Annotated in this window: 27 protein-coding genes; 21 read left to right on the top strand and 6 right to left on the bottom strand. The window is 47.7% G+C overall.

Translation table 11 applies throughout. The features are described 5' to 3' along the window. The first annotated feature begins 2 nt into the window (after window positions 1-2). The 15 genes from HNP82_RS11795 (at window position 3) to HNP82_RS11725 (ending at window position 16,907) form a co-directional block, all read left to right on the top strand. Entirely contained in the window at window positions 3-1,127 is a 1,125-nt protein-coding gene (locus HNP82_RS11795) for an ABC transporter substrate-binding protein (protein ID WP_183775026.1), read from the top strand. A gap of 4 nt (window positions 1,128-1,131) precedes the next feature. Then, on the top strand, window positions 1,132-2,160 hold the full coding sequence (locus HNP82_RS11790) for a FecCD family ABC transporter permease (protein WP_183775023.1): 1,029 nt from the start codon (window positions 1,132-1,134) through the stop codon (window positions 2,158-2,160). Then, the gene (locus HNP82_RS11785; protein ID WP_183775021.1) at window positions 2,150-2,929 is read left to right on the top strand and encodes an ABC transporter ATP-binding protein; all 780 of its coding nucleotides are present in this window, start codon (window positions 2,150-2,152) and stop codon (window positions 2,927-2,929) included. Before HNP82_RS11790 ends, HNP82_RS11785 begins: the two co-directional genes overlap by 11 nt. A 25-nt stretch (window positions 2,930-2,954) precedes the next feature. Continuing rightward, window positions 2,955-4,253: a nitrogenase component 1 gene (locus tag HNP82_RS11780; RefSeq protein WP_183775017.1), complete on the top strand. Its 1,299-nt coding sequence runs from the start codon at window positions 2,955-2,957 to the stop codon at window positions 4,251-4,253. Then, complete coding sequence (locus HNP82_RS11775) at window positions 4,250-5,569, top strand: nitrogenase component 1 (RefSeq protein ID WP_183775014.1); 1,320 nt, start codon at window positions 4,250-4,252, stop codon at window positions 5,567-5,569. The genes HNP82_RS11780 and HNP82_RS11775 overlap by 4 nt, the downstream gene beginning before the upstream one ends. Window positions 5,570-6,129: 560 nt before the next feature. After that, the gene (locus HNP82_RS11770; RefSeq protein WP_183775011.1) at window positions 6,130-6,996 is read left to right on the top strand and encodes a DUF3737 family protein; all 867 of its coding nucleotides are present in this window, start codon (window positions 6,130-6,132) and stop codon (window positions 6,994-6,996) included. A gap of 136 nt (window positions 6,997-7,132) precedes the next feature. Continuing rightward, window positions 7,133-7,690, top strand: coding sequence for a flavin reductase family protein (locus HNP82_RS11765; protein WP_183775006.1), 558 nt, complete (start codon window positions 7,133-7,135; stop codon window positions 7,688-7,690). 197 nt (window positions 7,691-7,887) lie between these two features. After that, window positions 7,888-8,469: a sugar O-acetyltransferase gene (locus HNP82_RS11760; protein WP_183775003.1), complete on the top strand. Its 582-nt coding sequence runs from the start codon at window positions 7,888-7,890 to the stop codon at window positions 8,467-8,469. Window positions 8,470-8,606: 137 nt separating this feature from the next. Continuing rightward, the gene (locus HNP82_RS11755; RefSeq protein WP_183775000.1) at window positions 8,607-9,062 is read left to right on the top strand and encodes a GNAT family N-acetyltransferase; all 456 of its coding nucleotides are present in this window, start codon (window positions 8,607-8,609) and stop codon (window positions 9,060-9,062) included. A gap of 497 nt (window positions 9,063-9,559) precedes the next feature. Next, on the top strand, window positions 9,560-10,402 hold the full coding sequence (locus tag HNP82_RS11750; RefSeq protein WP_334298282.1) for a DUF362 domain-containing protein: 843 nt from the start codon (window positions 9,560-9,562) through the stop codon (window positions 10,400-10,402). Between the two features lie 81 nt (window positions 10,403-10,483). Beyond that, entirely contained in the window at window positions 10,484-11,383 is a 900-nt protein-coding gene (locus tag HNP82_RS11745) for a permease (protein WP_183774995.1), read from the top strand. 456 nt (window positions 11,384-11,839) lie between these two features. Further along, complete coding sequence (locus HNP82_RS11740) at window positions 11,840-12,466, top strand: CatA-like O-acetyltransferase, family 2 (protein ID WP_183774993.1); 627 nt, start codon at window positions 11,840-11,842, stop codon at window positions 12,464-12,466. Window positions 12,467-12,690: 224 nt separating this feature from the next. Continuing rightward, window positions 12,691-13,308 carry a TetR/AcrR family transcriptional regulator gene (locus HNP82_RS11735; protein WP_183774991.1) on the top strand — a complete coding sequence of 206 codons (618 nt, stop codon included), beginning with the start codon at window positions 12,691-12,693 and terminating at the stop codon, window positions 13,306-13,308. A gap of 44 nt (window positions 13,309-13,352) precedes the next feature. Further along, the gene (locus HNP82_RS11730; protein WP_183774989.1) at window positions 13,353-15,161 is read left to right on the top strand and encodes an ABC transporter ATP-binding protein; all 1,809 of its coding nucleotides are present in this window, start codon (window positions 13,353-13,355) and stop codon (window positions 15,159-15,161) included. Continuing rightward, complete coding sequence (locus HNP82_RS11725; protein WP_183774987.1) at window positions 15,162-16,907, top strand: ABC transporter ATP-binding protein; 1,746 nt, start codon at window positions 15,162-15,164, stop codon at window positions 16,905-16,907. Window positions 16,908-17,121: 214 nt separating this feature from the next. Here the strand turns inward: HNP82_RS11725 and HNP82_RS11720 are convergent, their stop codons facing one another. From HNP82_RS11720 to HNP82_RS11695, 6 genes are all read right to left on the bottom strand, one after another. Further along, a complete protein-coding gene (locus tag HNP82_RS11720; protein WP_183774984.1) occupies window positions 17,122-17,616 on the bottom strand; it encodes an AAA family ATPase in 495 nt (164 codons plus the stop codon). 447 nt (window positions 17,617-18,063) lie between these two features. Beyond that, entirely contained in the window at window positions 18,064-18,528 is a 465-nt protein-coding gene (locus tag HNP82_RS11715) for a hypothetical protein (protein WP_183774982.1), read from the bottom strand. 22 nt (window positions 18,529-18,550) lie between these two features. Beyond that, window positions 18,551-18,832 carry a hypothetical protein gene (locus HNP82_RS11710; protein ID WP_183774979.1) on the bottom strand — a complete coding sequence of 94 codons (282 nt, stop codon included), beginning with the start codon at window positions 18,830-18,832 and terminating at the stop codon, window positions 18,551-18,553. A 22-nt stretch (window positions 18,833-18,854) separates the two neighbouring features. Further along, window positions 18,855-19,625 (bottom strand): ABC transporter permease, encoded by a 771-nt coding sequence (locus HNP82_RS11705; RefSeq protein ID WP_183774976.1) that lies wholly within the window; start codon window positions 19,623-19,625, stop codon window positions 18,855-18,857. Beyond that, entirely contained in the window at window positions 19,622-20,347 is a 726-nt protein-coding gene (locus tag HNP82_RS11700; RefSeq protein ID WP_183774973.1) for an ABC transporter permease, read from the bottom strand. Before HNP82_RS11700 ends, HNP82_RS11705 begins: the two co-directional genes overlap by 4 nt. A 1-nt stretch (window position 20,348) precedes the next feature. After that, window positions 20,349-21,098, bottom strand: coding sequence for an ABC transporter ATP-binding protein (locus HNP82_RS11695; protein ID WP_183774970.1), 750 nt, complete (start codon window positions 21,096-21,098; stop codon window positions 20,349-20,351). Window positions 21,099-21,248: 150 nt separating this feature from the next. On the opposite strand from HNP82_RS11695, the gene HNP82_RS11690 reads away from it, so the two are divergent. The 6 genes from HNP82_RS11690 to HNP82_RS11665 all read left to right on the top strand — a co-directional run. Continuing rightward, entirely contained in the window at window positions 21,249-21,950 is a 702-nt protein-coding gene (locus HNP82_RS11690; RefSeq protein ID WP_183774967.1) for a response regulator transcription factor, read from the top strand. Window positions 21,951-21,953: 3 nt separating this feature from the next. Continuing rightward, window positions 21,954-23,360 carry a sensor histidine kinase gene (locus HNP82_RS11685; protein ID WP_183774964.1) on the top strand — a complete coding sequence of 469 codons (1,407 nt, stop codon included), beginning with the start codon at window positions 21,954-21,956 and terminating at the stop codon, window positions 23,358-23,360. Between the two features lie 141 nt (window positions 23,361-23,501). Continuing rightward, window positions 23,502-24,170, top strand: a complete 669-nt coding sequence (locus HNP82_RS11680; RefSeq protein ID WP_183774961.1) for a TetR/AcrR family transcriptional regulator — start codon at window positions 23,502-23,504, stop codon at window positions 24,168-24,170. A gap of 183 nt (window positions 24,171-24,353) precedes the next feature. Beyond that, on the top strand, window positions 24,354-25,118 hold the full coding sequence (locus HNP82_RS11675; RefSeq protein ID WP_183774958.1) for an ABC transporter ATP-binding protein: 765 nt from the start codon (window positions 24,354-24,356) through the stop codon (window positions 25,116-25,118). A gap of 166 nt (window positions 25,119-25,284) precedes the next feature. Beyond that, complete coding sequence (locus HNP82_RS11670) at window positions 25,285-25,797, top strand: hypothetical protein (RefSeq protein ID WP_183774955.1); 513 nt, start codon at window positions 25,285-25,287, stop codon at window positions 25,795-25,797. A gap of 3 nt (window positions 25,798-25,800) precedes the next feature. Continuing rightward, window positions 25,801-26,706 (top strand): MFS transporter (locus tag HNP82_RS11665; RefSeq protein WP_183774952.1); only part of this gene is annotated, 906 nt, incomplete at its 3' end.

Below are 26,706 nucleotides of genomic sequence, written 5' to 3'. Positions count from 1 at the left end.
ATATGAAGATGAAAAAAATAATGTCCCTGGCCCTTGGGACGGCTCTTGTGATTTTAGCAGCCGGCTGCGGCCAAAATAGTACGGCCGGCGAGGGCAGCCAGACCGCCGCAGAAACAGAGACGGCTGCGGGAGAAACTGGAGGGGCAGCCGGGGAGGCTAAGGCGCCTTCTGAAACCGGAAATGAGGACAGCGGCAGCACCTCACTGGCCGGGAAAGAGGAGGTGGCCGGAACCTTCTGCCTGGAATATCCGGCCCATATGCAGGAACTTGGATATACTGACATTATTGAAATGGATGTCATGCCGGAGCGTATCGTGTGCCTGACCACATATCCGGTGATGACTCTCTATGATATGGGGGTTCCCCTTTTGGCCGTGCCTACCACCAGTGTTTTGGATTACCCCGATGATCTTAACGCTCAGGAGCTTCCCGCCATAAGCAGTGACACTTTCAGCGCTGAATCCATCGTAGAACTGGAGCCGGATCTTGTGATTATGGCTGCGGGACAGCAGGCAGATTATGGTGATACACTCACATCCCTTGGAATTCCGGTATATTATGTGGCTACCAACTCCCAGACCCACAATATGTACGATGTTATCCGTGAGCAGAGCCAGAGCCTTGTGGATGCCTTCTCAATGACTGAAGAGCTGGCCCGGAAAGGGGCTCAGACCATGGACCGGTTTAACGCTTTGGACGCCCGGGTGGAGGAATTGAAAACCATCTGCCAGGGTAAAACGGTGCTGATGCTTCTGGCCGGCGGACCGACAGATATGTATCTGCAGACGGAAAAAGCCACCCTTGGCTGTATGGCCACCATGTGCGGGCTGGAGAGTGTTTACCACAACGACCAGGCAGCGTCTATGATTCCGCTGGATATGGAGGCGGCTATTGAATATGATCCGGATATTGTACTGATTACAGGTTCCGGCACCTCTGAGGATGTTCAGGCCCTTATGGAGGGCGTTTATGAACTAAATCCTGACTTCTGGAACAGTATTCCGGCGGTGGCCGAGGGCCGGGTAATCTATCTGCCGGGCGAGTATGTGTCAACGGCGGGCATTAATATTATCAATAATATCCAGGATCTTGCCGACCTGCTGGAACAGTATTTCAGTCAGGAGTAGAAAAATGTCAGCAAAACCATTGAAAAAAAATCAGGGAAGCGTGGGCATTCTTAAAGTAAGTATGGTGTGGACTATTCTTATCGCCCTTTTGGCGGTTCTGGCTGTGGCGTCCATGGCCATTGGCAGCGCCGGATATTCTTTTAGGGAAATTTTGTCCGCTATTTTTCTTGACACAGATGCCACCACCCGTGTGGTTGTTTTAAGCCTTCGCCTTCCGAGAGTGATCCTGGCTATACTTATCGGAGCGGCCCTGGCCGCAGGTGGGGCTTTGCTCCAGGCAGTTATGCGCAATCCCCTGGCAGATCCGGGAACCATCGGCGTGTCTGCGGGGGCGGGAACGGCGGCCATCACAGTGCTGTTGATTTTCCCAAACCTTTCCCTTTCCCTGCCGCTGTTCGCCTTTGTGGGAGCGTCCCTGGCATGCGTTTTGATCTATATCATGGCGTGGAAAGGGGGTGTGGACCCGGTGCGCATTATTTTGTCTGGAGTGGCTATTAATTCTGTACTCAGCGGCTATAATTCCCTGCTCCAGCTATTAAATTCCGATAACCTTTCCGGGGTACTGTCCTTTATGAACGGAAGTCTTTCAGGAATGTCCTGGGTCCATGTACGGACCATGGCCGTCTATGCTGTTGTCGGTCTGGGATTGTCCCTTTTGTGTATCCGCCACGCCAACGCCCTCCAACTGGGAGATGAGATGGCTAAAAACCTGGGTATCCGTGTCAATGCCAGCCGCATTTGTCTGTCGGCGGTATCCGCCTTCCTGGCGGCATCTACAGTATCTGTGGCGGGAATGATCGGTTTTGTAGGTCTGGTCGTTCCCCATATTGCCCGGATGCTGATCGGTTCGGATTATAAAGTACTTCTTCCCACATCCATACTTTTAGGCGGAGTTACGCTGTTGCTTGCGGACACTGTGGGAAGAACCATCATTCCCGGGCTGGAAATCCCTGTGGGGATTGTCATGTCTGTAGCCGGCGGTCCATTCTTTCTTTATATGCTCAGAAAGCGGGGGAAATTTAATGGGAGTTAAAGGAGAGCATTTGCAGATCGGCTATGGCGATCATGTCGTTGTGGATGATCTGGACATCTGTATTTCAAAGAATAAGATTACAAGTATTATCGGCCCCAATGGTTCAGGAAAATCTACAGTATTAAAATCTCTGACCCGGCTTTTGCGGTACCAGAAAGGCACAGTATCCATCGACGGCCGTGATCTTCGGGATTTCGGCCCAAAGGAGCTGGCCCGCAGAGTGGGAGTGCTGCCCCAGATTCACTCCGCTCCGGCGGACTTTCGGGTCAAAGAGCTGGTGGGCTATGGCCGCATGCCTTACCAGGGATTGTTTTCAAGACTGACGCCGGAGGATGAGCGAATTGTTGAGAATGCCTTAAAGGCTACGGGTACCTATCATTTGCGGGATAAATCCATCCATGAAATTTCTGGAGGGGAAACTCAGCGGGTGTGGATTGCCACAGTTTTGACTCAGCAGCCGGAAATCTTGTTTCTCGATGAACCTACCACCTATCTGGATATTGGCCATCAGCTTGAGACAATGCGCATGGTAAAAAAGTTGAATCAGGAGACGGGGGTAGGGGTTGTCATGGTTCTTCATGACCTATCCCACGCTCTGGAGGTCAGCGATCACATCGTTGTTATTAAAGATGGCAAAAAATACAGTGAAGGCCCGCCCTGCGAGGTGATTACCAGCAAAATGCTCCGGGAAGTGTATCATGTTAGCGGCACGATCGTCCATATTCCCGGGCGGACAAAACCAGTGATCGCCTTTGGAGAACTGGGATGACAACATTTGAATTGGAGGTATTGATTTGGACGGAGATAAGCTTATTGGGCGGATGAAACGCCTGGCAGACGTTAAAAATATTAAAGAAGTGACGCCATTGTCCAGCGCCATATTTCCCGGATCCCATTGCCCTCTTATGGGGGCGATGATGGCGGTCAAAGGTATCAGGGACAGTATCCTGCTTGTTGTGGGTACGGATGAATGTACTTATTACACAAAAAATACAACGATCAGCAACAGCGCTTTCGGAGGGCTGGACGGGCGGTGCCTGTCTGTTGTACTGGATCAGCATGACATTACTTTTGGGTGCAGGGATAAGCTTTACGATGCTTTTTCCCAGCTTATGGAGGAATACAGTCCCAAAGCTGTCTTTATCGTCACGACCTGTGTGGTGGAGATTACCGGGGATGATGTGGATTCTATGGCGGAAGACCTTGGGGACATATACCGAATTCCCGTCATGGCAGTTCACACAGAACATTTTAAGACGGAAAATCATCTGCCGGGAATCCGGGATACGATTACTGCCTGCTTTTCCATGATGGAGGCCCGGGCTATCGAAAAAACAGTGAATGTTATCGGCCAGAGGATGGGAGATTTCTCCACAACAGAGCTGTACCGGGTGCTGGAAGGGGCAGGTGTTTCTATAGGCATGAAACTCCCCGGCGGGACGACTGTGGAGGAGATCAGGGAGGCCGCCGCTGCCCGGGTAAATATTGTAGTCAACCCCATCGGACTGCCTCTGGCAAAGAAAATGGAGAGTGCCTTTGGGACTCCCTATGTGCTGTTTGATAAATATATTGATCCAGAGCGCATTTACAGTCTGTATGGCCAACTTTTTACTTATCTTGAGCTGCCGCTGCCGGAAAAAGTAAAGCAGCTGTACGTCCAGGCGGCGGAGACGGTGGCCAGGGCGGAATCTGAATTGAGAGGGATCACTTATATTTATGGGAATACGCCTGTGGACTGCTTTGAACTGAATGCTTTTATGACAAAGATTGGCATGGAACCGCTTCTGATCCAGACGAACGCTATACCAGAGAAAGGGGATGAAAAGCTGGAGGCTATTTTGGAAAGATATAATCCTTATGTGACAAAGACTGCCAACATAGCGCCTCTCCAGTATGTCTATGATGTTTTAAAGCCAAACCTTTATCTGGGCCATGAATACGGGGAACGGCTGCGGGCCAAAGGGATTGAGATTGCCCATATGGATCTTGTCTCCCCTATGCTTGGTATGGAGACAGCCATTACCGGCATCGGTGAGTTGGTGCGGGCGAGCCGGGCTGCCAGAGAACTTGAAAAAGGGAGGAATATAAGATGAGTCTTTGCCGTTATTTGCCAGTGCCATCAGACCGGATGGCTATTATGTGGACCCTTCTGGGGGTAGAGGATGGGATTGTGCTGGAATATGGCCCTGCGGGAACGACCCATTACTGTGTCAGTCTCTTTGCGCAGATGGGAATTTCTCCGGATCAGAATCTTTTTACAACTCACATGAGTGAGGACGATGTAATCATGGGGGATGTAACACGCCTTGAAAACGCTATATGTGAAATTGATGAGGGATATCATCCCAGGGTAATTTTTGTCATTGCCTCGGCGGTGACGTCCGTCATCGGCACAGATCTTGCCGGGGTCTGTAAATACATGCAGTCCCAGGTCAGCGCCCGCCTCATCCCTGTAGAAAACGGCGGTTTTTCCGGAGATTATACTCTGGGTCTTTCTAAGATTTATACGTTGCTTGTCAGAGAATTAGCCGGAGCCAAAGCCCAGTCAGTTCCCCACAAGCTGACTGCCAATGAAATGTCCGCAGATAAAAAAACGGCAGGAGACAGGGGAGGATCTGAAACCAGGAAGCCCGGGACTTACAACGTTCTTGGCGCCTCCGCCGGAGCTTACCGGATCTCTTCGGATTTATGGGAAATTGAAGATTTAATGAGACGGGCCTTTGGACTTACCCGGGGGGCTGTTTTAGGAGTTCATTCGTCTCTGGATCAACTTTCAGCTATGGGAACAGCCCAGGTCAATCTTGTCCTGCGGCGGGAGGCACTTGAAGCTGCCAGATATTTATGGGAGGTATATGGCGTTCCCTATGTGTACGGGGCGCCCTACGGCTACGAAGGTACGCAAAAGTGGCTGGAGGAGACCGCCAAAGCTGTGGGCTATGAGATGTCTTTGGAGGTTAAAACTTGGTTGGATGCCAGAAAATCCCAGGCCGCCACGTTTCGCATGTATGCCAGTATGTATGCTGCCAGGCCCCATCAGCCGTCGGCGGCTATTATCGGAGATTTTGATACGATCCTTGGCTTTTCTTCCATATGCCGGGAGCTTGAGATTAAGCCGGATCTTTGTATCTGTCCACATACATTAAAAAATACGGACATACCAGAGGATCTTGATATTCGTCATCCGGCATCTGAAAAAGAGCAGATCCGGTGGCTTAAGAGTCTTGAGTATCATCTCGTTTTTGGGGATGATGTGTCTCTCCATCTTTGCGGCGGCACTAACACAGGGCTGTGTGTCAGTTTCCCGCTGGTCAGCCATGTGCAGACCGCTGAACATTTGCCTTTCATGGGAATCCGGGGCATGGATTTCATCCTTGAAACTGTGGACCGGTATTATCAGGTATTGGAATAGTAAAGACTGTCAATAGTTTTTCAATATGAGATGAAAACACCCCACCCGTCGCTATCATTAAAAACTATGCGGAGTTTCTCTCAGGTGACTATGTGACAGAGGAGCAGCGAAAAGCTTACGCCGTGAATATTGAGCAGGCATCGGTTCGGCTCACCGACCTGAGCAGCAATATTCTCTGGCTGAACAAGCTGGAAAAATCAGACCATTGACATGGAACAGGAACGACGATTACCGCCATTATTGTGGGGATTATCGGAACTGTGTTTACGGCTTGCTCTGTCTTTGTGTGACCGCACAGACTCCTCTGGTCATCCTGAGCTTTTTTAACAGACTGATCCATTTAGATCGGTCTGTTTTTGGCGTTTAGCCCGCTCTATTCCTGATGGCTGAGATGGGCGCTAAATTTTCCTGATTATGCCTGACAGGCATATGCCTTTATAAAACTAAAGTATTAGAATTAATACAGGTTTTGACTTATAATATAAATACGGCAAAAAAAGAATTTTTTTGCCGCACTTATTTTTAGAATGTGAATAACTGATATTTAGGAGGTTTTTGTTATGAAAACAATTCAGGATATGACGTTTGATGAGGAACGCGCCCTTTATGGCAGCGATGGGATTATTATTAAAAACTGCGCTTTTGATGGTCCGGCAGATGGCGAGAGCGCGTTTAAGGAATGCCGGGATGTGGAAGTCTGGCATAGTTTCTTTAATCTCAGATATCCATTCTGGCACGACCATGGACTGACGATCCAAGATAGCGAGATGACTGAACTTTGCCGGGCAGCCCTGTGGTATTCGGATCATATTACGATTGAGCATACAAAGCTTCACGGCATTAAGGCTCTGCGGGAATGCGCCGATGTGAAGATGGAAGATTGTCATATTGTTTCCCCGGAATTTGGCTGGTTTGTCCATAATGTAACAATGGAAGATTGTGACGCTGAGAGCGAATATTTTATGATGCGCTCGAACGGCCTTCATTTTAACAATGTCCGCATGAAAGGCAAATATTCTTTCCAGTATATTGAAGATTCAGTTTTTGAAAACTGCACCTTTGATACAAAAGACGCTTTCTGGCACGCCAAAAATGTCACTGTCCGCAACAGTGTTGTTAAAGGGGAGTACCTGGCCTGGTACTGCGAAAATGTTACTTTTGAAAACTGCAGGATTATCGGTACACAGCCTCTGTGCTACTGCAAAGGGCTGAAACTGATTAACTGCGAGATGGAGGACTGTGATCTGGCCTTTGAGCGCAGCAATGTGGAAGCTGAGATTACAACCCCCGTGGTGAGCATTAAAAATCCTCTTCCCGAAAGTCACATTAAAGTGCCTTCGGTTGGCGAGATCATCCGCGATATTCCCGAGGGAACCGGCGCTGTTTTGATACAGCAGCCTGCGGAGCAGCGAACCTGTTATGCCTGAGAGGTATAGTGGGCCGCACATTATGCAGTGTATTTTTTCTGTATCACATACAATATTAAAAAAGAACATTTGCAACAGTTGGGGTCATTGGACATGGCCGGGCAGACTGCTGAGAAAATAAAAAGGAGAGATCATTATGCGTAAAAATTTTGGAGTAAAATCATGGTTTTATCCACTTCCGGTGCTGATCATCGGTACTTACAATGAGGACGGCAGCGCCAACGCCATGAACGCCGCCTGGGGCGGACTGTATGACGCCGACAAGGTTGTCCTGTGCCTGAGCGCAGGACATAAGACTACAAAAAATATTAAAGCCAGAGGCGCCTTTACCGTAGCCTTTGCTGACGCCGCCCATGTAGTTCCCTCGGATTATGTAGGTATGGCTTCCGGCAATAATGATCCCGGAAAAATGGAAAAATCCGGATTTCATACGACAAAGAGCAGTTTTGTCGATGCTCCTCTCATTGACGAACTTCCGGTAGCCTTGGAGTGCCGACTGGATAAAGTCAATGAGGACGGGAATATTATTGGCCAGATCGTCAATGTAAGTATTGATGAGAGTGTCCTGGATGAATCAGGGAGACTGGACATGAATATGTTCCAGCCCATCGCCTTTGAACCGGCCAATAATGGCTATCATGTTTTAGGTCAGCGGGTGGGCAGCGCCTTTCATGATGGCAGCGCCCTGAAATAAATGGGCAAGTCTTTACAGACAGCGGAGTATAGGATTTGATTATGGATAAGTATAATTAATAACTATTTGCTATGCGGCCGTATTCCAATTATACTAAGATATAAAGGCATTGGGATCGTAAGTTTCTACTTTATTAATGCATGGCCTTGCGATCCATAAAAATATGTAAAGTATAGAAAGGAACCGTGAGTGATCCAATGAATTTAGATATGTTTTTAGACCATTTAAACAGCGGCAGGACGATTATCGCTGGCTCACCGGAACATGTATATATGTGCCAGCTCTCCCAGGAGGCTATCCGCCTGACAACTGAGCTGAACAGCCATTATCATACCCCTGAGGAGATCCGGGAGATTTTTGAAAAATTGACAGGAAGGCCGGTGGATGAAGGACTAAGCGTATTTCCTCCCTTTTTTACAGACTGTGGCAAGAACCTGTTTATCGGAAAAAATGTATTTTTTAACAGCGGATGCAAAGTTCAGGATCAGGGAGGACTTTATATTGGCGATGGAGCCCTCATTGGCCATAACGTTGTCCTGGCTACTCTCAACCATCACAAAGATCCGAACCGCAGAGGTGATCTGATCCCCGCGCCGACCCATATCGGAAAAAATGTGTGGATTGGGTCAAACGCCACCATTCTCCCGGGAGTGACTATCGGCGACGGCGCCATTGTTGCCGCCGGGGCAGTCGTAACAAAGGATGTGCCGGCCGGGATGATCGCCGGCGGCGTGCCGGCAAGAGTCATAGGCTCTGTCAGCGAGGACAGCCGGCCCTGACGATATATAAAAAAATCTCTCAAGTCAGCATAATGCAGGTGAAATGTAAGTGGCTGCGGCGCGGGCAAAGACTGTAGAGATAAAATGAGCGGGAGTGGTCATAAACAGGAGAAAACTATTCAGAGGAGATTATTTTTATGATGCTTAGAAAATATGAGCCTGGGGATGCGGAGAAAATGGCGGCTCTTTTTTATGACACGGTCCACAGCGTCAATATCCGGGATTACACAAAGGATCAGGTGGACGCCTGGGCTGCAGGGAATGTGGATCTTGAGGCGTGGAACAAAAGTTTCCTGGAACATAATACTCTCGTGGCTGTGGAAGATGGAAGAATCATAGGGTTTGGGGATATGGATCTGTCCGGCTATTTTGACCGGCTTTATATTCACAAAGATTATCAGGGAAGGGGCATTGCCACAGCCATCTGCGATGCCCTGGAAGAAAAGGTCTGTCCCAAAACCATTACCGTCGCCGCTTCCATTACTGCCCGGCCCTTTTTTGAAAATCGGGGCTATCATGTGGTGAGAAAACAGCAGGTGGAGCGCCGGGGTGTGCTTTTGACCAATTTTGTCATGGAAAAACATTTTTCATGAGTTTATTCCACCGATGATCATATCGGGGGGATTGTGTTCAGCCATGGCGCATTTCAGAGTGTATTATGGTTATGGAACAGGGCCGGATCATTGAGCAGAGACGGTGACTGTGGAGGATATCAAGCGTTATCTCTTGATTATGCTGGGAAGTGAAAAAGCCTTTTCTTTTTTCATCTATTGTAGGGGAAGAAACCAGGAGCAGGCTGTTCAAAATCTCTGCCCGGCGGCAAAACAACTTGAAAAGAGGTGGCTTTATGAAAAAGAAAGTGACTATGGCATTGGCGGCCGCTATGGCTTTTTCCGGGATACTGACCGGTTGTGGCGGGACTGACACTATTGCAGAGGAGACGCCCGGCAAGGTTTTGGTTCAGACAGAAAATGGGATGGCAGAGACTTCCGGGGCTGGAAATACAGAAAGTGTGGATGGAAGAGAAAGTATAGAAAGTGGAGAGAAGGCAGAAAGCATAGACGTTACATCGGGATATCCGGCGGTTTATATGATTTCAGATATCAGCTCCGATGGTCTGATTGCCGTCTACCAGGCCCTTGAGGCATCACCGGAGGGAAATATCGCGGTTAAGCTTTCCACCGGGGAGCCGGGCAGTAATTATCTTAGGCCGGACTTGATCGGAGATCTGGTACAGTCATTTGATGATCCCACCATTGTGGAATGCAATACAGCATACGGCGGTTCCCGGGCCAGCACTGCGATGCATTATCAGGTAGCTGAGGATCACGGGTACACGGCCATCGCCGATGTTGACATTATGGATGAGGAAGGCTCCATGACTCTTCCGGTTACCGGCGGAACAAATCTGGAAGAAAATTATGTGGGAAGTCATTTCTCCAATTATGATTATTATATCGTGCTTTCTCACTTTAAGGGACATTCTATGGCAGGCTACGGCGGCGCTATTAAAAATATTTCCATTGGCATTGCTTCGGCCGAAGGCAAGTCCCATATTCACAGCGGCGGCACCGGTGGCAGTATGTGGGGCGGAGATCAGGACGCTTTCCTTGAGTCTATGGCGGAAGCCGGAAAATCGGTGGTAGATTATCTGAATGGAAATATTCTCTATATTAATGTAATGAACCGGCTCTCAGTGGACTGTGACTGTGATGGAAGTCCGGCAGAGCCGGATATGCATGATATCGGCATTCTCGCCTCTTACGACCCGGTGGCGCTGGATCAGGCATGTATTGATTTGGTCTACGGCGCGGAGGACGGCAATTCTCTTGTAGAGCGGATTGAGTCCAGAAACGGTTTGCACACACTGGAACATGCGGAGTCTATCGGCCTTGGAAGCAGAACCTATGAACTGATCCATATTGACGGCTGAAAGTGTGGAGGGCGCGGGAATGGAGTATAGCAGGAACCGGCTCCGCCCCATGTAAACAAAGATGGGGAAAGGCGTGAGCGGATGGATATTATAAGAAGAGAATTTATTTATATATGGTATTATTTCAGCATCCAGATGGAGCAGGTATTTTTCTACTGGGTGATGGGCATGGCAATCGGTTCTCTCATCTCTGTGTTCGGCAAAGGGAAGATCCATTCCGCACTTCAGTCTCTGGACGGGAAAAAACTGGGCGTTCTGGGGCTGATCCCTGCCAGTCTGCTGGGCATTGCTTCTCCGCTGTGTATGTATGGCACCATACCTATCGCTGCGTCTTTTTCCCAGAAGGGGATGAGAGACGATATACTGGCAGCTTTTATGATGACTTCCATCCTTTTGAACCCTCAGCGCCTGATTACAAGCGGAATCCTTGGCCCGGAGGCTGTGGCAGTGAGATTTATCTCCTGTTTTGCCGGCGGTCTGGGAGCAGGGATCTGCGTAAGGTATTTTTATAAGAATCGAAGTTTTTTTGATTTCACCGGTTTTTTCCAGACATCGGGGAGGGACATAGATCCCAATCCTGTTATGCGTTTCCTGAAAAACTTGGGGAGAAATATACGGACCACTGCGCCATGGTTTCTTCTGGGAGTTTTTCTTTCCGCTCTGTTTCAGCGATATGTGCCTGCAGATGCCTTTGTAAAACTTTTCGGCGAACAGGAAGGTTTCGGCGTACTACTGGCCGCGACCATCGGAGTACCCCTGTATGCCTGCGGTGGAGGAACAGTACCCCTATTGCAGCAGTGGCTTATCTCAGGTATGAGTATGGGGTCAGCGGCGGCCTTTATGATTACCGGACCGGCAACGAAAATCACAAATCTTGGGGCGCTGAAGATCGTATTGGGCGTAAAAAAATTTGTCATTTACCTTCTCTATGTCATCACAGTATCCCTGGTGATCGGGCTGGCAGTGGACCGGATTATGTAAAAAGGAGAATGAAAAATATTTAAAGAACAGGAGGATATTAATGAAAGCAAAGATATTAAAAAAGATAGACTTGGGAGCAGTGCAGCGGCAGACTCTGCAAATGCTGTCTCTGGTTGGCTGAACACTATTGGTCTGGCGGGATAAGGATAAAAAGCTGATAATATGAAAAAACAGGAGCTGCCCCATTTTTTCGGCGGCTTCTGTTTTTTTCTTATTAAGATTAGCGTATGATTCTTGCTTGAAGGGTATAGTGGTCTGAAGGACCCCGCGGAAATCAGCGATCATATTAAAAATGTTTGGATGGAGCGATAAAAGTATAGATCGGATATGAAAAGTATTACAGACGTCAGAATTGTTACTAAATATTATAATTATCCCCAAAGAGCGTATCAATTAAATGTGTTGCTTGAGAGAACGGACATATTATGATAAAATCCTGGGAAAGAGGTGATTTTTGTGGCAAAAGAAGTGAATCCGAAAAACACAAGCCGGGCAGCGGCCTATGAACTTTGGATGAAGGCGCCCAATCCCATGGTGACATTTTTTAAGACCATGGATGTGACCAATCTTGTCAGAATAAGCAGAAAAGGAAACTTAAAGTTTAATATGCTTATGGATTACTGTATTGGGAAAGGAGCTTCGTGTGTGAAAGAATTTTATATGCTTCCGGTAGGCGATAAACTTATGGTCTATGACAAAATTGCAGTCAATACGATCGTCAAAAATAAAGATGGCGAGGTCAGTTCTTGTGACATTGCCTATAGCTCTGATTTGAAAGTATTTAACCGGCAATATTTAAAATACACCCGAGAAGTGGCTGAAAGCTGTCGGGATAGAGATTTGTCACGGGACTATATGGTGATCGGCACATCGGCAGTTATAGATACAGAGATTGACGGCGCTGTTGGAATGAACAGCGGTATTTTTAATAACCCCTTTATTATCTGGGGAAGATATAGAAAGAAATGGTTTAAATACAATCTGCCTCTTTCTTTTCAATTTCACCATACACAGATGGACGGAGCCCACGCGGGAACTTTTCTGGCCAATCTCCAGAGGGCGATTAATGCATTGGATTTATAGTAAGTTTGAGATTGTAACCTGAAACGAAGAATGAGGAGCTGGCCTCTGACTTTTCCATTTGATCCTTACCGCCTTTGTGAGACACTGCTGGATTTTGAAAAAAATTCTCACTATCCCTAAAACCCCTATAAAATGGCTGGTATGCCGGTATGGCCTCCCTTGACAAATACTGTAGAGTGATTTATTATAACACTGTTATATAACATTGTTATATGGAGGCTTTCATGGAAGAAAAAGGATTAGATACACTGGAAAGAATACAGCAGGCCGCAATGGAAGAATTTTCTGAAAAGGGATTTTTGGGCGCTTCTCTGCGGAAGATCGTAAAGAACGCCGGAGTGACTACCGGGGCATTTTACGGCTATTTTTCCAGTAAAGAAGCGTTGTTCGCTTCTTTAGTGGAACCCCATGCTGCCGCTTTAATGGGTAAATTTATGGAGGCGCAAACCCGTTTTGCCGAGCTTCCGGAGGAAGAGCAGCCGGGAAAGATGGGTGTGGAGTCTGGCAACTATGTGACTTGGATGGTGGAGTATATCTGTCAGCACCGTGAGCCGGTGAAGCTGCTGCTGTGTCGGGCGGAAGGAACGTCCTATGAGTTCTTTATCCACAATATGGTGGAGATGGAGGTGGAATACACTCTGAAATATATGGAAGTGCTGCGCCGGCTGGGCAGAGACATTCCCAAATTAGACCGCTCCCTTTGCCATATTATTGCCAGTGGGATGTTTAGCGGACTTTTTGAAATTGTAATCCATGATATGCCCTGTGAACAGGCACACATGGATGTGGCACAGTTTCGGGATTTTTACACAGCAGGCTGGCTGAAATTAATGGGGGAATAATCTTTTTTGAATATAAGTTAGTTATTTCTAACTTAGTGAGGAGGTTGTTTTATGGAAAGAAAAAGAAGAACGATGTGAGGGAGCTACTGGAATATGGCGGAAGCCGTAAATGGCTCACTTTTCTTGGACTGGCCCTGTCGGCGCTGTCTATGCTTTTGACTATGATACCCTACATCTGTATATGGCTGGCGGCCAGGGACCTGATTGCTGTAGCGCCTGACTGGACACGGGCTGAAAATGTGCCACAGTATGGCTGGATGGCTTTTGTTTTCGCGGCAGGCGGTATTGTCCTGTATTTTCTGGGGCTGATGTGTACACACCTGGCGGCTTTCCGCACCGCGTCCAATATCCGCAAGCAGGGAGTGTCCCATGTGATGAAAGCTCCGTTGGGCTATTTTGATGCCAACGCATCCGGCCTTATCCGCGGACGGCTTGACGCGGCAGCAGCGGATACGGAGACTCTTCTGGCGCACAATCTGGCGGACATTGTGGGTACAGTGGTTTTATTTACGGCGATGATTGTCCTTATGTTTGTCTTTGACTGGCGTATGGGCGCTGCATGCCTGTTATCCGCAGTGATTTCAGTGATCGCTATGTTTTCCATGATGGGCGGAAAAAATGCCGCTTTGATGGCGGAATACCAGGCGGCTCAGGACCGTATGACAAAGGCGGGAACAGAGTATGTCCGGGGGATTCCTGTTGTGAAAATTTTCCAACAGACAGTTTATTCCTTCAAGGCATTTCAGCAGGCCATCGAGGACTACAGTTCTAAAGCGGAGCATTATCAGGCGGATGTGTGCCGGGGCCCTCAGTCAGTCAATCTGACTTTCACCGAAGGCGCTTTCGTGTTTCTTGTGCCTGCGGCTTTGTTCCTGGCTCCCGGTGCCCTGGCAGGCGGAAATTTTGCGGGATTTGTCACGAACTTCGCTTTTTATGCCGTTTTTTCAGCTATTATTTCCACAGCTTTGGCAAGAATTATGTTTGCCTCGGCGGGAACCATGCTGGCTCACACATCTCTTGGCAGAATCAACAAGGTTATGGAGGCTCCCACCCTGAAAGTACCAAAAAATCCTCAGAGGCCTCATGGCAACAAGGTTGAATTTAAAGATGTAAGTTTTACATATGATGGCGGGCAAAATCCAGCCCTTTCCCATGTTTCTTTTACAGCTTTTTCTGGACAGACGGTGGCTCTTGTGGGGCCGTCCGGTGGGGGAAAGACAACGGCTGCCAGCCTGATTCCCAGATTTTGGGATGCAAGTTCAGGCTCGGTGGAAGTGGGCGGTGTGGATGTGCGTCAGATTGATCCCCATGTACTTATGGATCAGGTAGCCTTTGTTTTTCAGAACAGCCGTCTGTTTAAGGCATCAGTTTTAGAGAATGTCCGGGCTGCCAGACCAGGCGCGACAAGAGATCAGGTATTGGAGGCCTTGAAGGCTGCTCAGTGCCAGGACATCCTGGAGAAATTGCCGGAGGGGATGGATACTCAGATCGGTACGGAAGGAACTTATCTTTCCGGCGGTGAGCAGCAGCGCATTGCCCTGGCCCGGGCGATTTTAAAGGATGCTCCCATTGTGGTTCTTGATGAGGCCACCGCGTTTGCTGATCCAGAGAACGAGGTGCTGATCCAGAAAGCCTTTGCTACCCTTACTAAAGGGCGTACGGTTATTATGATCGCCCACCGGTTGTCTACTGTTGTAGGCGCGGATAAAATCATCGTCCTGAAAGAGGGACGGGTCGCCGAGGCGGGAACCCATGCTGAGCTGACAGCCGCGGGAGGACTGTATGCCCGGATGTGGGCGGATTATAATCAAGCGGCTCAGTGGAAACTTGCCAGTGAAAAGGAGGCGGAGTAAATGTTTGGGAAAAATTTTCAGCGAAAATATGCTCTGACGGATCAGGGCGTCCGAAATACAAAAAAGGGTGCTTTCTGGACGGTGGTAGTTAATCTGGTCGTGATGGGCGGCGTTTCCATCCTGTACCTGATGATGTCCGGCTTTATGGGAACGCTCACAGATGGGAACCCGCTTCCAGGGGCTTTGCTGTTTATCGGCCTTGTAGCCGTGTTTGTGATTCTTTCCTTTGTGACCCATATGCAGCAATACAAAGCTACCTATGGTCTGGTTTATAATGAAATTAAAGCGACACGATTAAGTCTGGCGGAACAGCTAAGAAAACTGCCTTTAGGATATTTTGGAAAACGTGATCTGGCTGATCTTACAGAAACTCTTATGGGGGATGTCAACCGTATGGAGCATGTGTGGAGCCATGTGTTGGGATATCTCTACGGCGCCTATATTTCCACAGCTATTATTGCCGTATGCCTGTTAGTATATGACTGGAGACTGGCTCTGGCCTGCCTGTGGGGCGTGCCGGTGGCCTTCGGCCTTTTGTTCGGAAGCCGGAGACTGGCTGACCAGGCTTCCAGACAGACGAAAAAAGCTGCTGTGCGGGTGTCTGACGGTATCCAGGAAGCGCTGGAGAATGTGCGGGAGATCCGGGCCACAAACCAGGAGGAGCGGTATCTTGCAGGGCTGTATGAAAAAATTGATGAACATGAAAAAGTGATGATCAAGGGGGAACTGTCCACCGGACTGTTTGTCAATGCTGCCAGCGTAGTCATGCGTATGGGGGTGGCCACCACAATCCTTGTCGGGGCCAATCTGATCCTTTCAGGCCACATTGATTTTATGCTGTTGTTTCTGTTTTTGCTGGTCATCACCCGGGTTTATGCTCCCTTTGACCAGAGCCTGGCGTTGATCGCAGAGATGTTTATATCCCAGGTATCGGCAAACCGGATGAATGAAATTTATGATACACCTATCGCAGAAGGTACTCAAAACTTCAAACCCGACGGACACGATATTGTTTTTGACCATGTTGCATTTGCCTATGATAAAAAGGATGTTCTGCGAGACGTAAGTTTTACTGCCAAAGAGGGAGAAATCACAGCGCTGGTAGGGCCTTCCGGCTCAGGAAAAAGCACATGCGCCCGCCTTGCCGCCAGATTGTGGGATGTTACCAGAGGTTCCATAAAAGTAGGCGGCGTCGATATTTCTACCGTGGATCCGGAAGTGCTGCTCAGTGACTATTCTATGGTTTTCCAGGATGTTGTCCTTTTTGATGACACAGTTATGGCAAATATCCGTCTTGGCCGGCACGGCGCGACGGATGAGGAGGTGCTGGCCGCGGCAAAAGCCGCCAATTGTGATGAATTTGTCCGCAGACTGCCAGAGGGCTACAATACACCCATTGGTGAAAACGGCGCCAGACTTTCCGGCGGTGAACGGCAGCGCATTTCAATTGCCCGGGCTCTTTTAAAGGATGCGCCCATTGTACTGCTTGACGAGGCTACGGCAAGTCTTGATGTAGAAAATGAAACAAAGGTTCAGGGGGCCCTGTCCCGCCTGCTGGCCGGCAAGACAGTGCTGGTCATTGCTCACCGTATGCGTACGGTGGAGGCGGCAGATAAGATTGTCGTCCTTTCTGACGGTCGTGTGGCGGAGGAAGGTTCACCGGCAGAACTGATGGCTAAAGACGGCCTTTTTTGCCGGATGGTAAAACTGCAGCAGCAGAGCGCCGGCTGGCGGTTGGAAAACTGAATATAGCCGTGTACGAATATTTAATTTGAAGGGAGATGGCTGGAATGTATCAGGAGGATGAATGATGAGCGATAATATTTTGGAAATTCGAGAATTATCGAAAGACTATGGCGATTTTTTCTTGACAAAGTAAGCTTTTCACTTCCCCGCAGTGTTATTATGGGGCTGATTGGAGAAAGCGGCCACGCCGGGGAGCGTGGCCGTGGGGGTATTCTTATAGCGCGGCAATCTCTTGAGCCACTTCCGCGGCGCTTTTTCCAGATGTGTTCACTTTGATTGTGTTTAATTTCTGATAAAGGGGAATACGCTGTACGCTCCGCTCAATTATATCAGAAGTACGAATACCTGCCGTTACATCCTTTTGTAAGCGTTGAGTAAGTTCTTGTTCTGAACAAAGCAGCGAAACAGCAATAATGCGACTGTTTGCGGTGTCCAGACCAGAAATGATTGTATCAATAATGGCTTGTTCGTGCATAACCCAGCAAAAAATAACATTCTCATACACGGAGCATTTGAGAAAGTTGTTTAGTACCGCGCAAATATTTTTAATGACCATCTCTTGTGTTTCAGCGGTAACTTGAAACGGGCTGGAATCCCAACACCAATCTCCGTCGAGAAATACGCTGTTAGGCAGATTTTGCTTTAAGATTTGACTTACGGTACTTTTCCCGATTCCCATAGTACCGCCGATAATAAACAACTTCTTCATGCGTAGTCTCCTCAATATAATTTGTTTACTGCTTTTTGAATAAGTATAGCATAAATTTGGGGGATAAGCTACCGGTAATATCGTGATAACTCTTATAAACAAAACCGTCAAGTATGTCTGTCATGGAAACAACCCCCAATCCTCCTGTATTCTCGATAGTCAGAGTATATATAGGAAAGTTCATCTTAAATCTTCTGTACATTCCCATCCTTCCGGGGGATAATAAATTTACAGGAGGAATAAAAGAATTCTGTGATTTTCCCTTGTCAAAAACACCGCTGTACAGATACACTTATCGTAACATCTGCCGCGAAAATAGAGAACGTCTGGAGGATGGATGTGCCACTATTTTTCTGAGTACCTGCGTCGAGAATGAGGCGGATGTCCCCAAAGCGCTGGTGGATTTTTTTGGTATATTGAAAACTTTCACAGAAACTGATATGACAGCTATTTTACAGAAATTTGCAAAGAGCCGCAGAAATCGTCACATTCTATGGCAATGTAGTTATCCTGGCTGGTGAGGGAGAGGATATATGTGTCGCTGGCCGAAGTGTCTGCGATAAGTTGTTCATCAGTTCCTCTGGTCTGGTAAAGTCTGACTGAGCCGGAATCGGCTTTCAGTTTATAGGTTACGGTCAGGTCATTCCCCTTTTCTCGTATAAGGCCGGTTCCGCCAAAGAGATATTCCGTGCCGGAAAAATTTTCATAGTTGGCGGTATAGGAACCGGTGTAAGTGTCCGAGCCTTCAGTCTTTTCGCCCTGAAGATTCTTCTTGGGGGTTAAAGCAAATTGACTTGTAAAATGAAGTAAGTTATTGTAGCCGTCTAAAATGAGATCTTTGCTGCAGCCGGTACAGGACAGGATCAGGCATAAGGCCAGTGCGGCAAAAATCCGGTATTTTTTTAAAAACATAATATTTCCTCCTGACTGTTTTTTAGAAACGCCCGGCAATGACCATGCAAAGAGCAGCGGCTCCTCCGACAGCGTAAACGCAATTGATGACTGTGCAGACCTGCATACCTTTATTTTTTACCTTGCCTTTAGTGTAGGCGAGGATAGAAAAGACACCGGAGAAGATCATAAAGGCAGCGTATCCGCAGATCATGATCTGTGCCACAGGGGATTTCAGAGCCCAGTCAAAGGAACGCAGGGGAAGGATGGTCCACGGAATAAACAGCATAACAGCGGAAATAGCAGTACAGATTTTATCTTTCATAATAAAACTCCTTTCGTCAAAATTATCTTTTTTGGACAGAGCCAAACCTTATGCAGGCGATCCCAAGGGCGAGGACAGTGATCAAAACGGCGGTTGGAAGCCAGGGCAGCCAGTCAATCTCACTGGTATAAATGCCGTCGGCGCAGCGCCCGTATTCCACCATGAGCAGGTAAAAGGGATAGCTCATAGGATAGGCAAACCAGATCTTTGTGTTGATCAATAAAACGGATGGGACGATGGAGGCCAGACCGATACCTGCGGCAAAGACCGGCGTATGGATCAGGATGGCGATCATCCAAAAGACCGCCGCCGTGGGAATAGCCCCGGCGTAAATGCTTAAAGCGACCCGGAACACATACAGAGGCTCCAGGAAAAAATTGTAATCCAGCATGGAGGAAGCTATAGCTGCGCATATGTAGTAGGCGGCCACGGTCATGACCATCTGGACAAAGGATAGCAGGATCAGCACCATAAATTTGGTCAAGCAAAGCTTTGCGGTACTGACAGGCAGGGAGAGCATTTTCAGAATCCCGTTGTTGGAGCGCTCGGTCTGTGTGAGAAGTACCGTGCCTATGACCAGAGTGGCGGGGATCATGAACCATACCATACCCATAAAGCCCTGAATAAAGAAGTTATTTTCTGGAGTAATGGGAATCCCCCGGGTGTCAAAATTCATATCCCCGTAGATAACGCTGGGAATCCACATAATGACCACCGGGATGAGCAGGATCAGCATGATCCAGGAGCGGCGGATTTTTTTAAGTTCCACAGTTGTTAAAGATAAAAAACTCATTGGACACACCTCCTGATTTTCTGGTAAAACATTTCCAGCAGCCCTAAACCTGGGGTTTCCACAGGGCAGAGGATTAAAAACAGAGAAACGCGATCATTTTGGACGGCCATGGCATACGTCTGATAAGGAGAGCTAAAGGGACAGAGATTTAAAATCAGGAGATCCTGGGGTAAAATGGAGAGGGCAAATACCAGGATGACGCCGATGCCAAGGGATATCCACATATTTTTCCAGGCCGACGCTATGACAAGCATCATCATCACTGTGGGCAGAGTGATCAGCCATTGGAAACCGGCAGTTTTTAGAAGCTCCCACAGACTTAATCCCCGGCCGGGAAACCAGTGAAGAGCGCACCCGGCGAGAACAGCCGTTTCCATGACGATGATGATGGCAAGGATTAGGGCGGTGATCACAAATTTTGTGATAAACAGAGCGCCTGACCGGACAGGAAGCACATCCATTTTCTGTAAGCCATTGTCCGCGTATTCTGTGTGGTACATGATACAGGAGCCGCAGACGCAGATAAGAATATTGATCATGGCCATCATTTGCCAGTTGGCGTCCATGAGGATGGTCAGCGGATCGCCTGAAAGGGCGGTAAAGGTCTGGGCGCGGGCCAGCATATTGATCACAGGAAAGGCCGACGCTATAAACCCGGCGCCGATAAAGGCGGGGAAATATCCGGTTCGTTTCAGTTTTTTTATTTCCAGTGAAAGTGTCATTTTACCGGCCTCCCCTTTGATTATCCGCGTCGATCATGGCAAGAAAGGTATCTTCCAGGTTATCTGTGGGAAAACCTGCGTTTCTGGCGCTGGCTTTTAAGTCATCCAGCGTCCCCTCAAAGAGCAGTCGTCCGTGGTTGAGAATCCCGATATCATCAGCCATCAGCTCAACTTCGGGCAGCAGATGGGAGGAGACAAGGACAGTGCAGTCATATTGCCGGGGAAGGGATCGGATCAGTGTCCGGATTTCATGGATACCTGCCGGGTCAAGGCCGTTGGTTGGCTCATCAAGTAAAAGAATGGGAGGATGGCCGATGAGGGCGCCGGCCAGGCCCAGCCGCTGTTTCATGCCAAGAGAATATTTTTTTGCCAGGCGTTTACGGAAGGGGCCAAGCCCCACCAGTTCCAGCGCGTCAGAAACGCTGCCTTTTGGCAGGCCGAGAAGTTTTTGGATGATCTCAAGGTTTTCCTCGCCGGTGAGATTGCCGTAAAAGGCAGGAGATTCAATAAATGAACCAATTTCTTTTAAAATAGACATTCTGTCTTTGGGGTAGGTTTTGCCGTCAATATAAAACTGGCCCTCTGTGGGCCGTGTAAGGCCGAGGAACATTTTCATTGTGGTAGATTTTCCTGCCCCGTTGGGGCCTAAAAATCCGTAGACCCGTCTTTTTTGTATATGCATATTTAAGTGGGAGACAGCGGTAAAATCCCCATAGGTTTTGGTCAGATTTCTTGTTTCAATCATATTCATATTCCATTAAACTCCTTTCTCTTTATGCCATCAGTATAAAACGCCAACCTTGCGCTGTCCTTCTGCGAACCTTACATTTACTTTACATTTGAAGACACTTGCAGTCAGAAAGGGGATTGTGTGGTAAAATAAAGATCAGGAGGTAAGAGTATGGAGCAATATTATTTCAAAGATAAGAAAATACTTCTTGTGGATGATGAGAAGGCTCTTTTAGATATGATTTCGGATTTTCTCAGAGAAGATGGCTACAGCCAGGTAAAGACTGCCGACAGCGTCCAAAGCGCTCTTGATGCCGCCAGGCAGTGGCAGCCGGATATGGCTGTTTTGGATGTTATGCTCCCTGATGGAGATGGATTTTCTCTGTTTGAAAAAATACGGGAGTTCACCAATATCCCGGTGCTTTTTCTGACAGCAAAGGGGGAAGATGAGGACCGGCTTTACGGTCTTGGCCTTGGGGCTGACGATTATATGGTGAAACCTTTTTTGCCAAAAGAATTGCTGCTGCGGATCGGTATTATCCTGCGGCGCTATTATAAGGAGGAAAATCCTCTGGTACATCTTGCCGGAAGCATGATTGATTTTTCCAGGGCAGAAGTCATCAGAGACGGAAAACATCTTCCCCTAACGGCAAAAGAATATGAGATCCTTCAGGCCCTTTACCGCAGCGCCGGGCGGATCGTCACCATTGACCAGCTATGCGAGGCAGCCTGGGGAGATAACCCATTCGGCTATGAAAACAGTCTCATGGCCCATATCCGCCGTATCCGTGAAAAAATTGAAAAAAAACCTTCCCGGCCGGTGTCGCTGATCACAGTCAAGGGGCTTGGATATAAACTTGTACTGGAGGGATAGAGGATGAAAAGTACGTTCAGACTGATCCGCCGGTTTGTAAAAATCCTGCTGCTGTCTCTGATCGGACTGTTTATTTTAAATGTTGCGCTCTTAATTTTTGTTTTTACACAGGCTGAGCCAAACTTCGGCGGATGGACGCGGGCCAATGAGCTTGGTGACGCGCTCATAAAAAATTCGGACGGCACTTTTACCCTTTCAGAGAATGGCACCAAAATTTTGGAGGAAACCAGCGCCTGGGCAATACTTGTGGAAGATAAAACTGGAGACGTCATCTGGCACAGCGACAATCTTCCCGGAGAAGTACCCCTCCATTATTCAGTGGCACAGATTTCCTACTGCACCCGGGGCTATATTGAAGATTATCCCACAACAACGGCTTCCTACGGCGATGATCTGATTTTTATGGGTTACCCAAAGGACGTCTATTGGAAGCATATGTGGCCGGCATTTGATTATCAGCTTATCGCCAACGCGCCGAAACTTGTTTTGCTGTTTTTGGCGGTGAACTGCCTGGCCATTCTTTTTATTTATTTCGCGTCAACCTCCGGGGTGTTAAAATCGGTGAAGCCTATTGTGGCGGCCATTGAGGATTTGCCTGCAGGAAAAGAAATCTATGTCAAAGAAAAAGGACTGTGGTCCGATCTGGCGGCGGCGTTAAACCGCAGTTGTGAAAAACTGATGCGCCAGGATCGGGAATTAAAGAAAAAGGAGAGGGCCAGGGCCAACTGGATTTCCGGAGTTTCCCACGATATCCGCACACCTCTTTCCATGGTCATGGGTTATGCCAGCCAGCTTGAGGAAAGTATGTCCCTGTCAGAAAAGGACCGGCACAAAGCCGCGATTATCTGCCAGCAGAGTCTAAAAATAAAAAATCTCATCAATGATCTGAACCTTTCTTCTAAGCTGGAGTACAATATGCAGCCTCTTTGCCTGGAAACTGTAAATCTGGTTGGGATAGCCAGACAGTGCGCTGTTGATTTTATGAATACAGATCTGGACGGCAAGTATCCCCTGACATGGGAGATGGATGAGGATATGCCGCCTTGTATCATCCGGGGGGATAAAAATCTGCTGAGCCGGGCTCTGAACAATCTGCTCAATAACGTCCAGTCCCACAATCCTGACGGGTGCGCCATTGCAGTGAAGGTCAGAAAAGATCAGGATATTTGCAGTATTTGTGTGGCAGATAACGGTGTTGGGATTTCCGATGCCCAGATGGAGCGGCTGCAAAATACGCCCCATTATATGATGAGCGATGACGGGACGGAAGAGCCGCGCCACGGACTCGGACTACTGATTGTCCGGCAGATCGTCTTGGCCCATCATGGCATCCTGTCCTTTAGGCCAGGAAATGAGGGGGGATTTTTAGTGGAAATGAAGTTTCATTGCGATTCTTTAAAGGAAAAATAATTACTAGAGGAATGTATCTTGACAAACAGAATGTACACATCTATAATGAATACATACCAAACGAATGTATTTATTGGTTAAAGTCGATAAAAATCCAAGTCAGGGCTCTAAGAGTCCTAAATCGAAGAAGGAGGGCGAATCATGGCCAGGAACAAATATCCGGAATTAACTGTTGAGAAGATTCTTGATACGGCACAGCGGCTGTTTCTGGAGAAAGGCTATGATAACACAACGATCCAGGATATTGTGGATCACCTGGATGGCTTGTCTAAAGGGGCTGTTTATCATCATTTTAAATCGAAAGAGGAGATTATGGACGCGGTGGGAGACCGTATGTTTGCGGCAAACAACCCATTTGAGAAAGTCAAAAATCGAAAGGATCTTAATGGCCTTCAGAAATTGCAGGAGGCGATACGCTTAAATCAGTCTGATGATGACCGTACCAGCATGGTTATCCAATCCATCCCCCTGACAAGGAATCCCAGACTGCTGGTGGAGATGATTCAGTCCAACCTGAATGTTTTGACACCATATTATGAGGCGTTGCTTGAGGAAGGGAATAAGGATGGCTCTGTTCATACGGAGTATGTTAAGGAGATTGCCGAACTTATGCCTCTGCTCACCAGTCTGTGGCTGTTGCCTTCAGTTTTTCCCACAGATAAGGAAGGCATGAAACATAAGTTTCGCTTTATTGGAGAAATGCTGGAAAAGATGGGCGTACCTCTGATGGATGATTCTATTTACCAGTTGGTGGAAGAATTTTTTGAAAAAATGCCAGATGAGATGCCATCGGATCAAAAGAAAAAATAATGCTCTGTGGAGATCGCACTGCGGCGGAGGCGGACGTGTCTCCGGCGCAGTTTGCCGCAGACGGAGAATCCTGCAAAGTAGGATTCTTTTTTAAAAACATACATTCGTTCGGACGGTATTATAAAAATACCGCTTTTATTTGAGATTATACATACCAACGTACGGTATTAAAAGGAGGATGCAATGAAAGAAACAATGAAAAAAACTGCCATTTTTACAGACAACTTGACAAAATCGTTTTCCAGGAAAGAAGTCATCAGAGAGTTCTGTCTTTCCGTGGAGCGGGGTTCAATCTATGGTCTGCTGGGAAAAAATGGGGCGGGTAAGACAACTCTGTTTAAACTACTTCTTGGTTTTTTAAGGCCAAACTCCGGGATTGCGTCAGTTTTAGGCATGGATAGTTTAAAAGATAATTGTGAAATCTTGCGTCACACCGGAAGTCTGATCGGCGCTCCAACATTTTATGAACATTTATCTGCGGTTGAAAATCTGAGGATTCATCTGGCCTATATGGGATTGGAAGATATTGAGATTGATCCGATGTTAAAGCGTGTGGGCCTGCCCGCTCCAGGTCCGCAGCCGGTGAGAGAGTTTTCTCTCGGCATGAGACAGAGATTGGCTATCGCCAGGGCCGTGATCCACAGACCTGAAGTACTGATTTTAGATGAGCCGGTTAATGGCCTTGACCCTGGAGGAATGCGCCAGATGCGTATGCTTTTTTGCCAGCTCGCCAGAGAGGAAGGTGTGACCATTTTGCTGTCCAGTCACCTTTTATCGGAAGTGGGGCAGGTGGCGGACAGAATCGGTGTGATTGTGGATGGACGTCTGGCTCTGGAGATGGACACAGATAAACTCCGGGAAATCCACAAGGATGATATGGAAGATTTTCTCATTGAAATTATGGAGGGAGGGGAAAGAAGTGATACGTCTGATTACTTTAGAAATTAAAAGATGCCGTCTGACAACTTATCATAGGGCGGCATCCATTGGGGGCATAACGATGCTAGGCTTTTTATATTTCATGGCAGCTATCCCGTGGATTGATCCCACAGACACGGATATTGAACTGTTTGCTTCCTATGATTTTCTTTTTAATCTGGAGCATCTGCTGTCCATGGCTATATTTTCTATTATGGGAGCCGTTATGGGGGCCCGGTTTGTCGTGGAAGAATACGCTGGTGAGAGGGCTGTTTTGCTCTTTTCTTATCCAATAAGACGTGAAATGATTCTTGGCGCGAAACTGTGCCTTGTATTTTTCTATACACTTTTCGCTATGTTAGTGTGGAGCGCTGCTACAGAAATTATCTTTTTCGTGACCGAAAGTCTGTTTCCCATAGGTTCAGGCACATTTTCATGGGAGAGGGTGTTATGGATATTCTTATCCCTGCTGTGTCATTCTTTGATTGCAGGCGCAGTAGCGATAGTTTCCCTGTGGATAGGATTTTTGAAAAAATCTGTCTCTGCTACTATTGTAGCGTCAGTTATCACGGCAACTTTATTGTGTCAGATGCTTTCCGCCGTTTTTGCCTTCCGGCAGGCCCTTTTTATTCTGTCAGTAGTATTAGCCGCAGCAGCAATAGCGGCCGTAAAACATTTGTTTTATCAGATAGGGAAAATGGAGGTGTGATCAATGTCAGAGCAAAAGATTCCAGAAAAGCGAAGGAAGGAAAAGCTTTTTACTGCCAATTTTACCTTTTTGATCTTAGGACAGGCTAGTTCCCTTTTGGGAAATAATACACTTAAATTTGCCCTGTCCATGTACGTGTTGGAGCAAACCGGATCGGCCTCAGTATTTGCGGGTTTGCTGTCCCTGGCCATGCTTCCCACAATTTTTCTCTCACCTTTTGGCGGTATCCTGGCTGACCGCGTAAACCGGCGCAATATTATGGTGGCTCTGGACGCGCTATCCGGCGGGACGGTGCTAATCGCCAGCTTTGCCATGGCGCTGGAACATAAGATTTTTGTCGTTGGGGTCCTGCTTATGTTACTGTCAGTTTTTGGCGCCTTTGAGTCGCCTACAGTACAGGCATGTATCCCCCAAATGCTTTCCGGGGAAAATATCGTCAAGGGAAACGCGGTGGTCAATCAGGTAGCCTCCATAGCCTCTTTAGTTACGCCCTTTTTAGGCAGTGTTTTTTATACAGTCTTTGGCATCAGACCTGTATTTTATGCTGCAGTACTGTGTTTTTTTATGACAGCTTTCTTTGAATGCTTTATTCATCTTAATGCTCAGAAAGCAGATTCTAAATCAGAAATGGGCGCAGCGATCAGAGATGATTTTTTGATGAGCCTCCATTTTCTGCGCCGGGAACAGCCCGAAATTTTAAAGCTTTTACTTTTAGCCGCGGCGGTGAGTTTGTTTGTGGCGGGAACTGCTGTGGTGGGATTCCCTTATCTGGTGCGAACCGTCCTTGGACTGTCGGCAGCTCATTATGGCGCTTCAGAGAGTGTCATGGGATTGGCCTCTGTTTTAGGCAGTATTCTGGTCGTAGCGCTGGGATCAAAAGGTCAGATGCGGGGGTTATTTGGTGTCATT

It is taken from the genome of Catenibacillus scindens (assembly GCF_014202115.1).
In the GTDB taxonomy this organism is placed as follows: Bacteria; Bacillota; Clostridia; order Lachnospirales; family Lachnospiraceae; genus Catenibacillus; species Catenibacillus scindens.
Note: the sequence above shows the minus strand (reverse complement) of the source record. Positions and strands in the feature narration are given on the sequence as shown.

Coding starts and splice junctions, on each gene's coding strand:
- HNP82_RS11670 (WP_183774955.1), top strand. CDS start 25,285: ATGGCTATATTTTCTATTATGGGAGCCGTTATGGGGGCCCGGTTTGTC.
- HNP82_RS11700 (WP_183774973.1), bottom strand. CDS start 20,347: ATGACACTTTCACTGGAAATAAAAAAACTGAAACGAACCGGATATTTC.
- HNP82_RS11720 (WP_183774984.1), bottom strand. CDS start 17,616: ATGAAGAAGTTGTTTATTATCGGCGGTACTATGGGAATCGGGAAAAGT.
- HNP82_RS11750 (WP_334298282.1), top strand. CDS start 9,560: ATGATTTCAGATATCAGCTCCGATGGTCTGATTGCCGTCTACCAGGCC.
- HNP82_RS11690 (WP_183774967.1), top strand. CDS start 21,249: ATGGAGCAATATTATTTCAAAGATAAGAAAATACTTCTTGTGGATGAT.
- HNP82_RS11765 (WP_183775006.1), top strand. CDS start 7,133: ATGCGTAAAAATTTTGGAGTAAAATCATGGTTTTATCCACTTCCGGTG.
- HNP82_RS11710 (WP_183774979.1), bottom strand. CDS start 18,832: ATGAAAGATAAAATCTGTACTGCTATTTCCGCTGTTATGCTGTTTATT.
- HNP82_RS11685 (WP_183774964.1), top strand. CDS start 21,954: ATGAAAAGTACGTTCAGACTGATCCGCCGGTTTGTAAAAATCCTGCTG.
- HNP82_RS11770 (WP_183775011.1), top strand. CDS start 6,130: ATGAAAACAATTCAGGATATGACGTTTGATGAGGAACGCGCCCTTTAT.
- HNP82_RS11760 (WP_183775003.1), top strand. CDS start 7,888: ATGAATTTAGATATGTTTTTAGACCATTTAAACAGCGGCAGGACGATT.
- HNP82_RS11785 (WP_183775021.1), top strand. CDS start 2,150: ATGGGAGTTAAAGGAGAGCATTTGCAGATCGGCTATGGCGATCATGTC.
- HNP82_RS11725 (WP_183774987.1), top strand. CDS start 15,162: ATGTTTGGGAAAAATTTTCAGCGAAAATATGCTCTGACGGATCAGGGC.
- HNP82_RS11675 (WP_183774958.1), top strand. CDS start 24,354: ATGAAAGAAACAATGAAAAAAACTGCCATTTTTACAGACAACTTGACA.
- HNP82_RS11755 (WP_183775000.1), top strand. CDS start 8,607: ATGATGCTTAGAAAATATGAGCCTGGGGATGCGGAGAAAATGGCGGCT.
- HNP82_RS11680 (WP_183774961.1), top strand. CDS start 23,502: ATGGCCAGGAACAAATATCCGGAATTAACTGTTGAGAAGATTCTTGAT.
- HNP82_RS11745 (WP_183774995.1), top strand. CDS start 10,484: ATGGATATTATAAGAAGAGAATTTATTTATATATGGTATTATTTCAGC.
- HNP82_RS11775 (WP_183775014.1), top strand. CDS start 4,250: ATGAGTCTTTGCCGTTATTTGCCAGTGCCATCAGACCGGATGGCTATT.
- HNP82_RS11735 (WP_183774991.1), top strand. CDS start 12,691: ATGGAAGAAAAAGGATTAGATACACTGGAAAGAATACAGCAGGCCGCA.
- HNP82_RS11795 (WP_183775026.1), top strand. CDS start 3: ATGAAGATGAAAAAAATAATGTCCCTGGCCCTTGGGACGGCTCTTGTG.
- HNP82_RS11790 (WP_183775023.1), top strand. CDS start 1,132: ATGTCAGCAAAACCATTGAAAAAAAATCAGGGAAGCGTGGGCATTCTT.
- HNP82_RS11715 (WP_183774982.1), bottom strand. CDS start 18,528: ATGTTTTTAAAAAAATACCGGATTTTTGCCGCACTGGCCTTATGCCTG.
- HNP82_RS11705 (WP_183774976.1), bottom strand. CDS start 19,625: ATGAGTTTTTTATCTTTAACAACTGTGGAACTTAAAAAAATCCGCCGC.
- HNP82_RS11695 (WP_183774970.1), bottom strand. CDS start 21,098: ATGAATATGATTGAAACAAGAAATCTGACCAAAACCTATGGGGATTTT.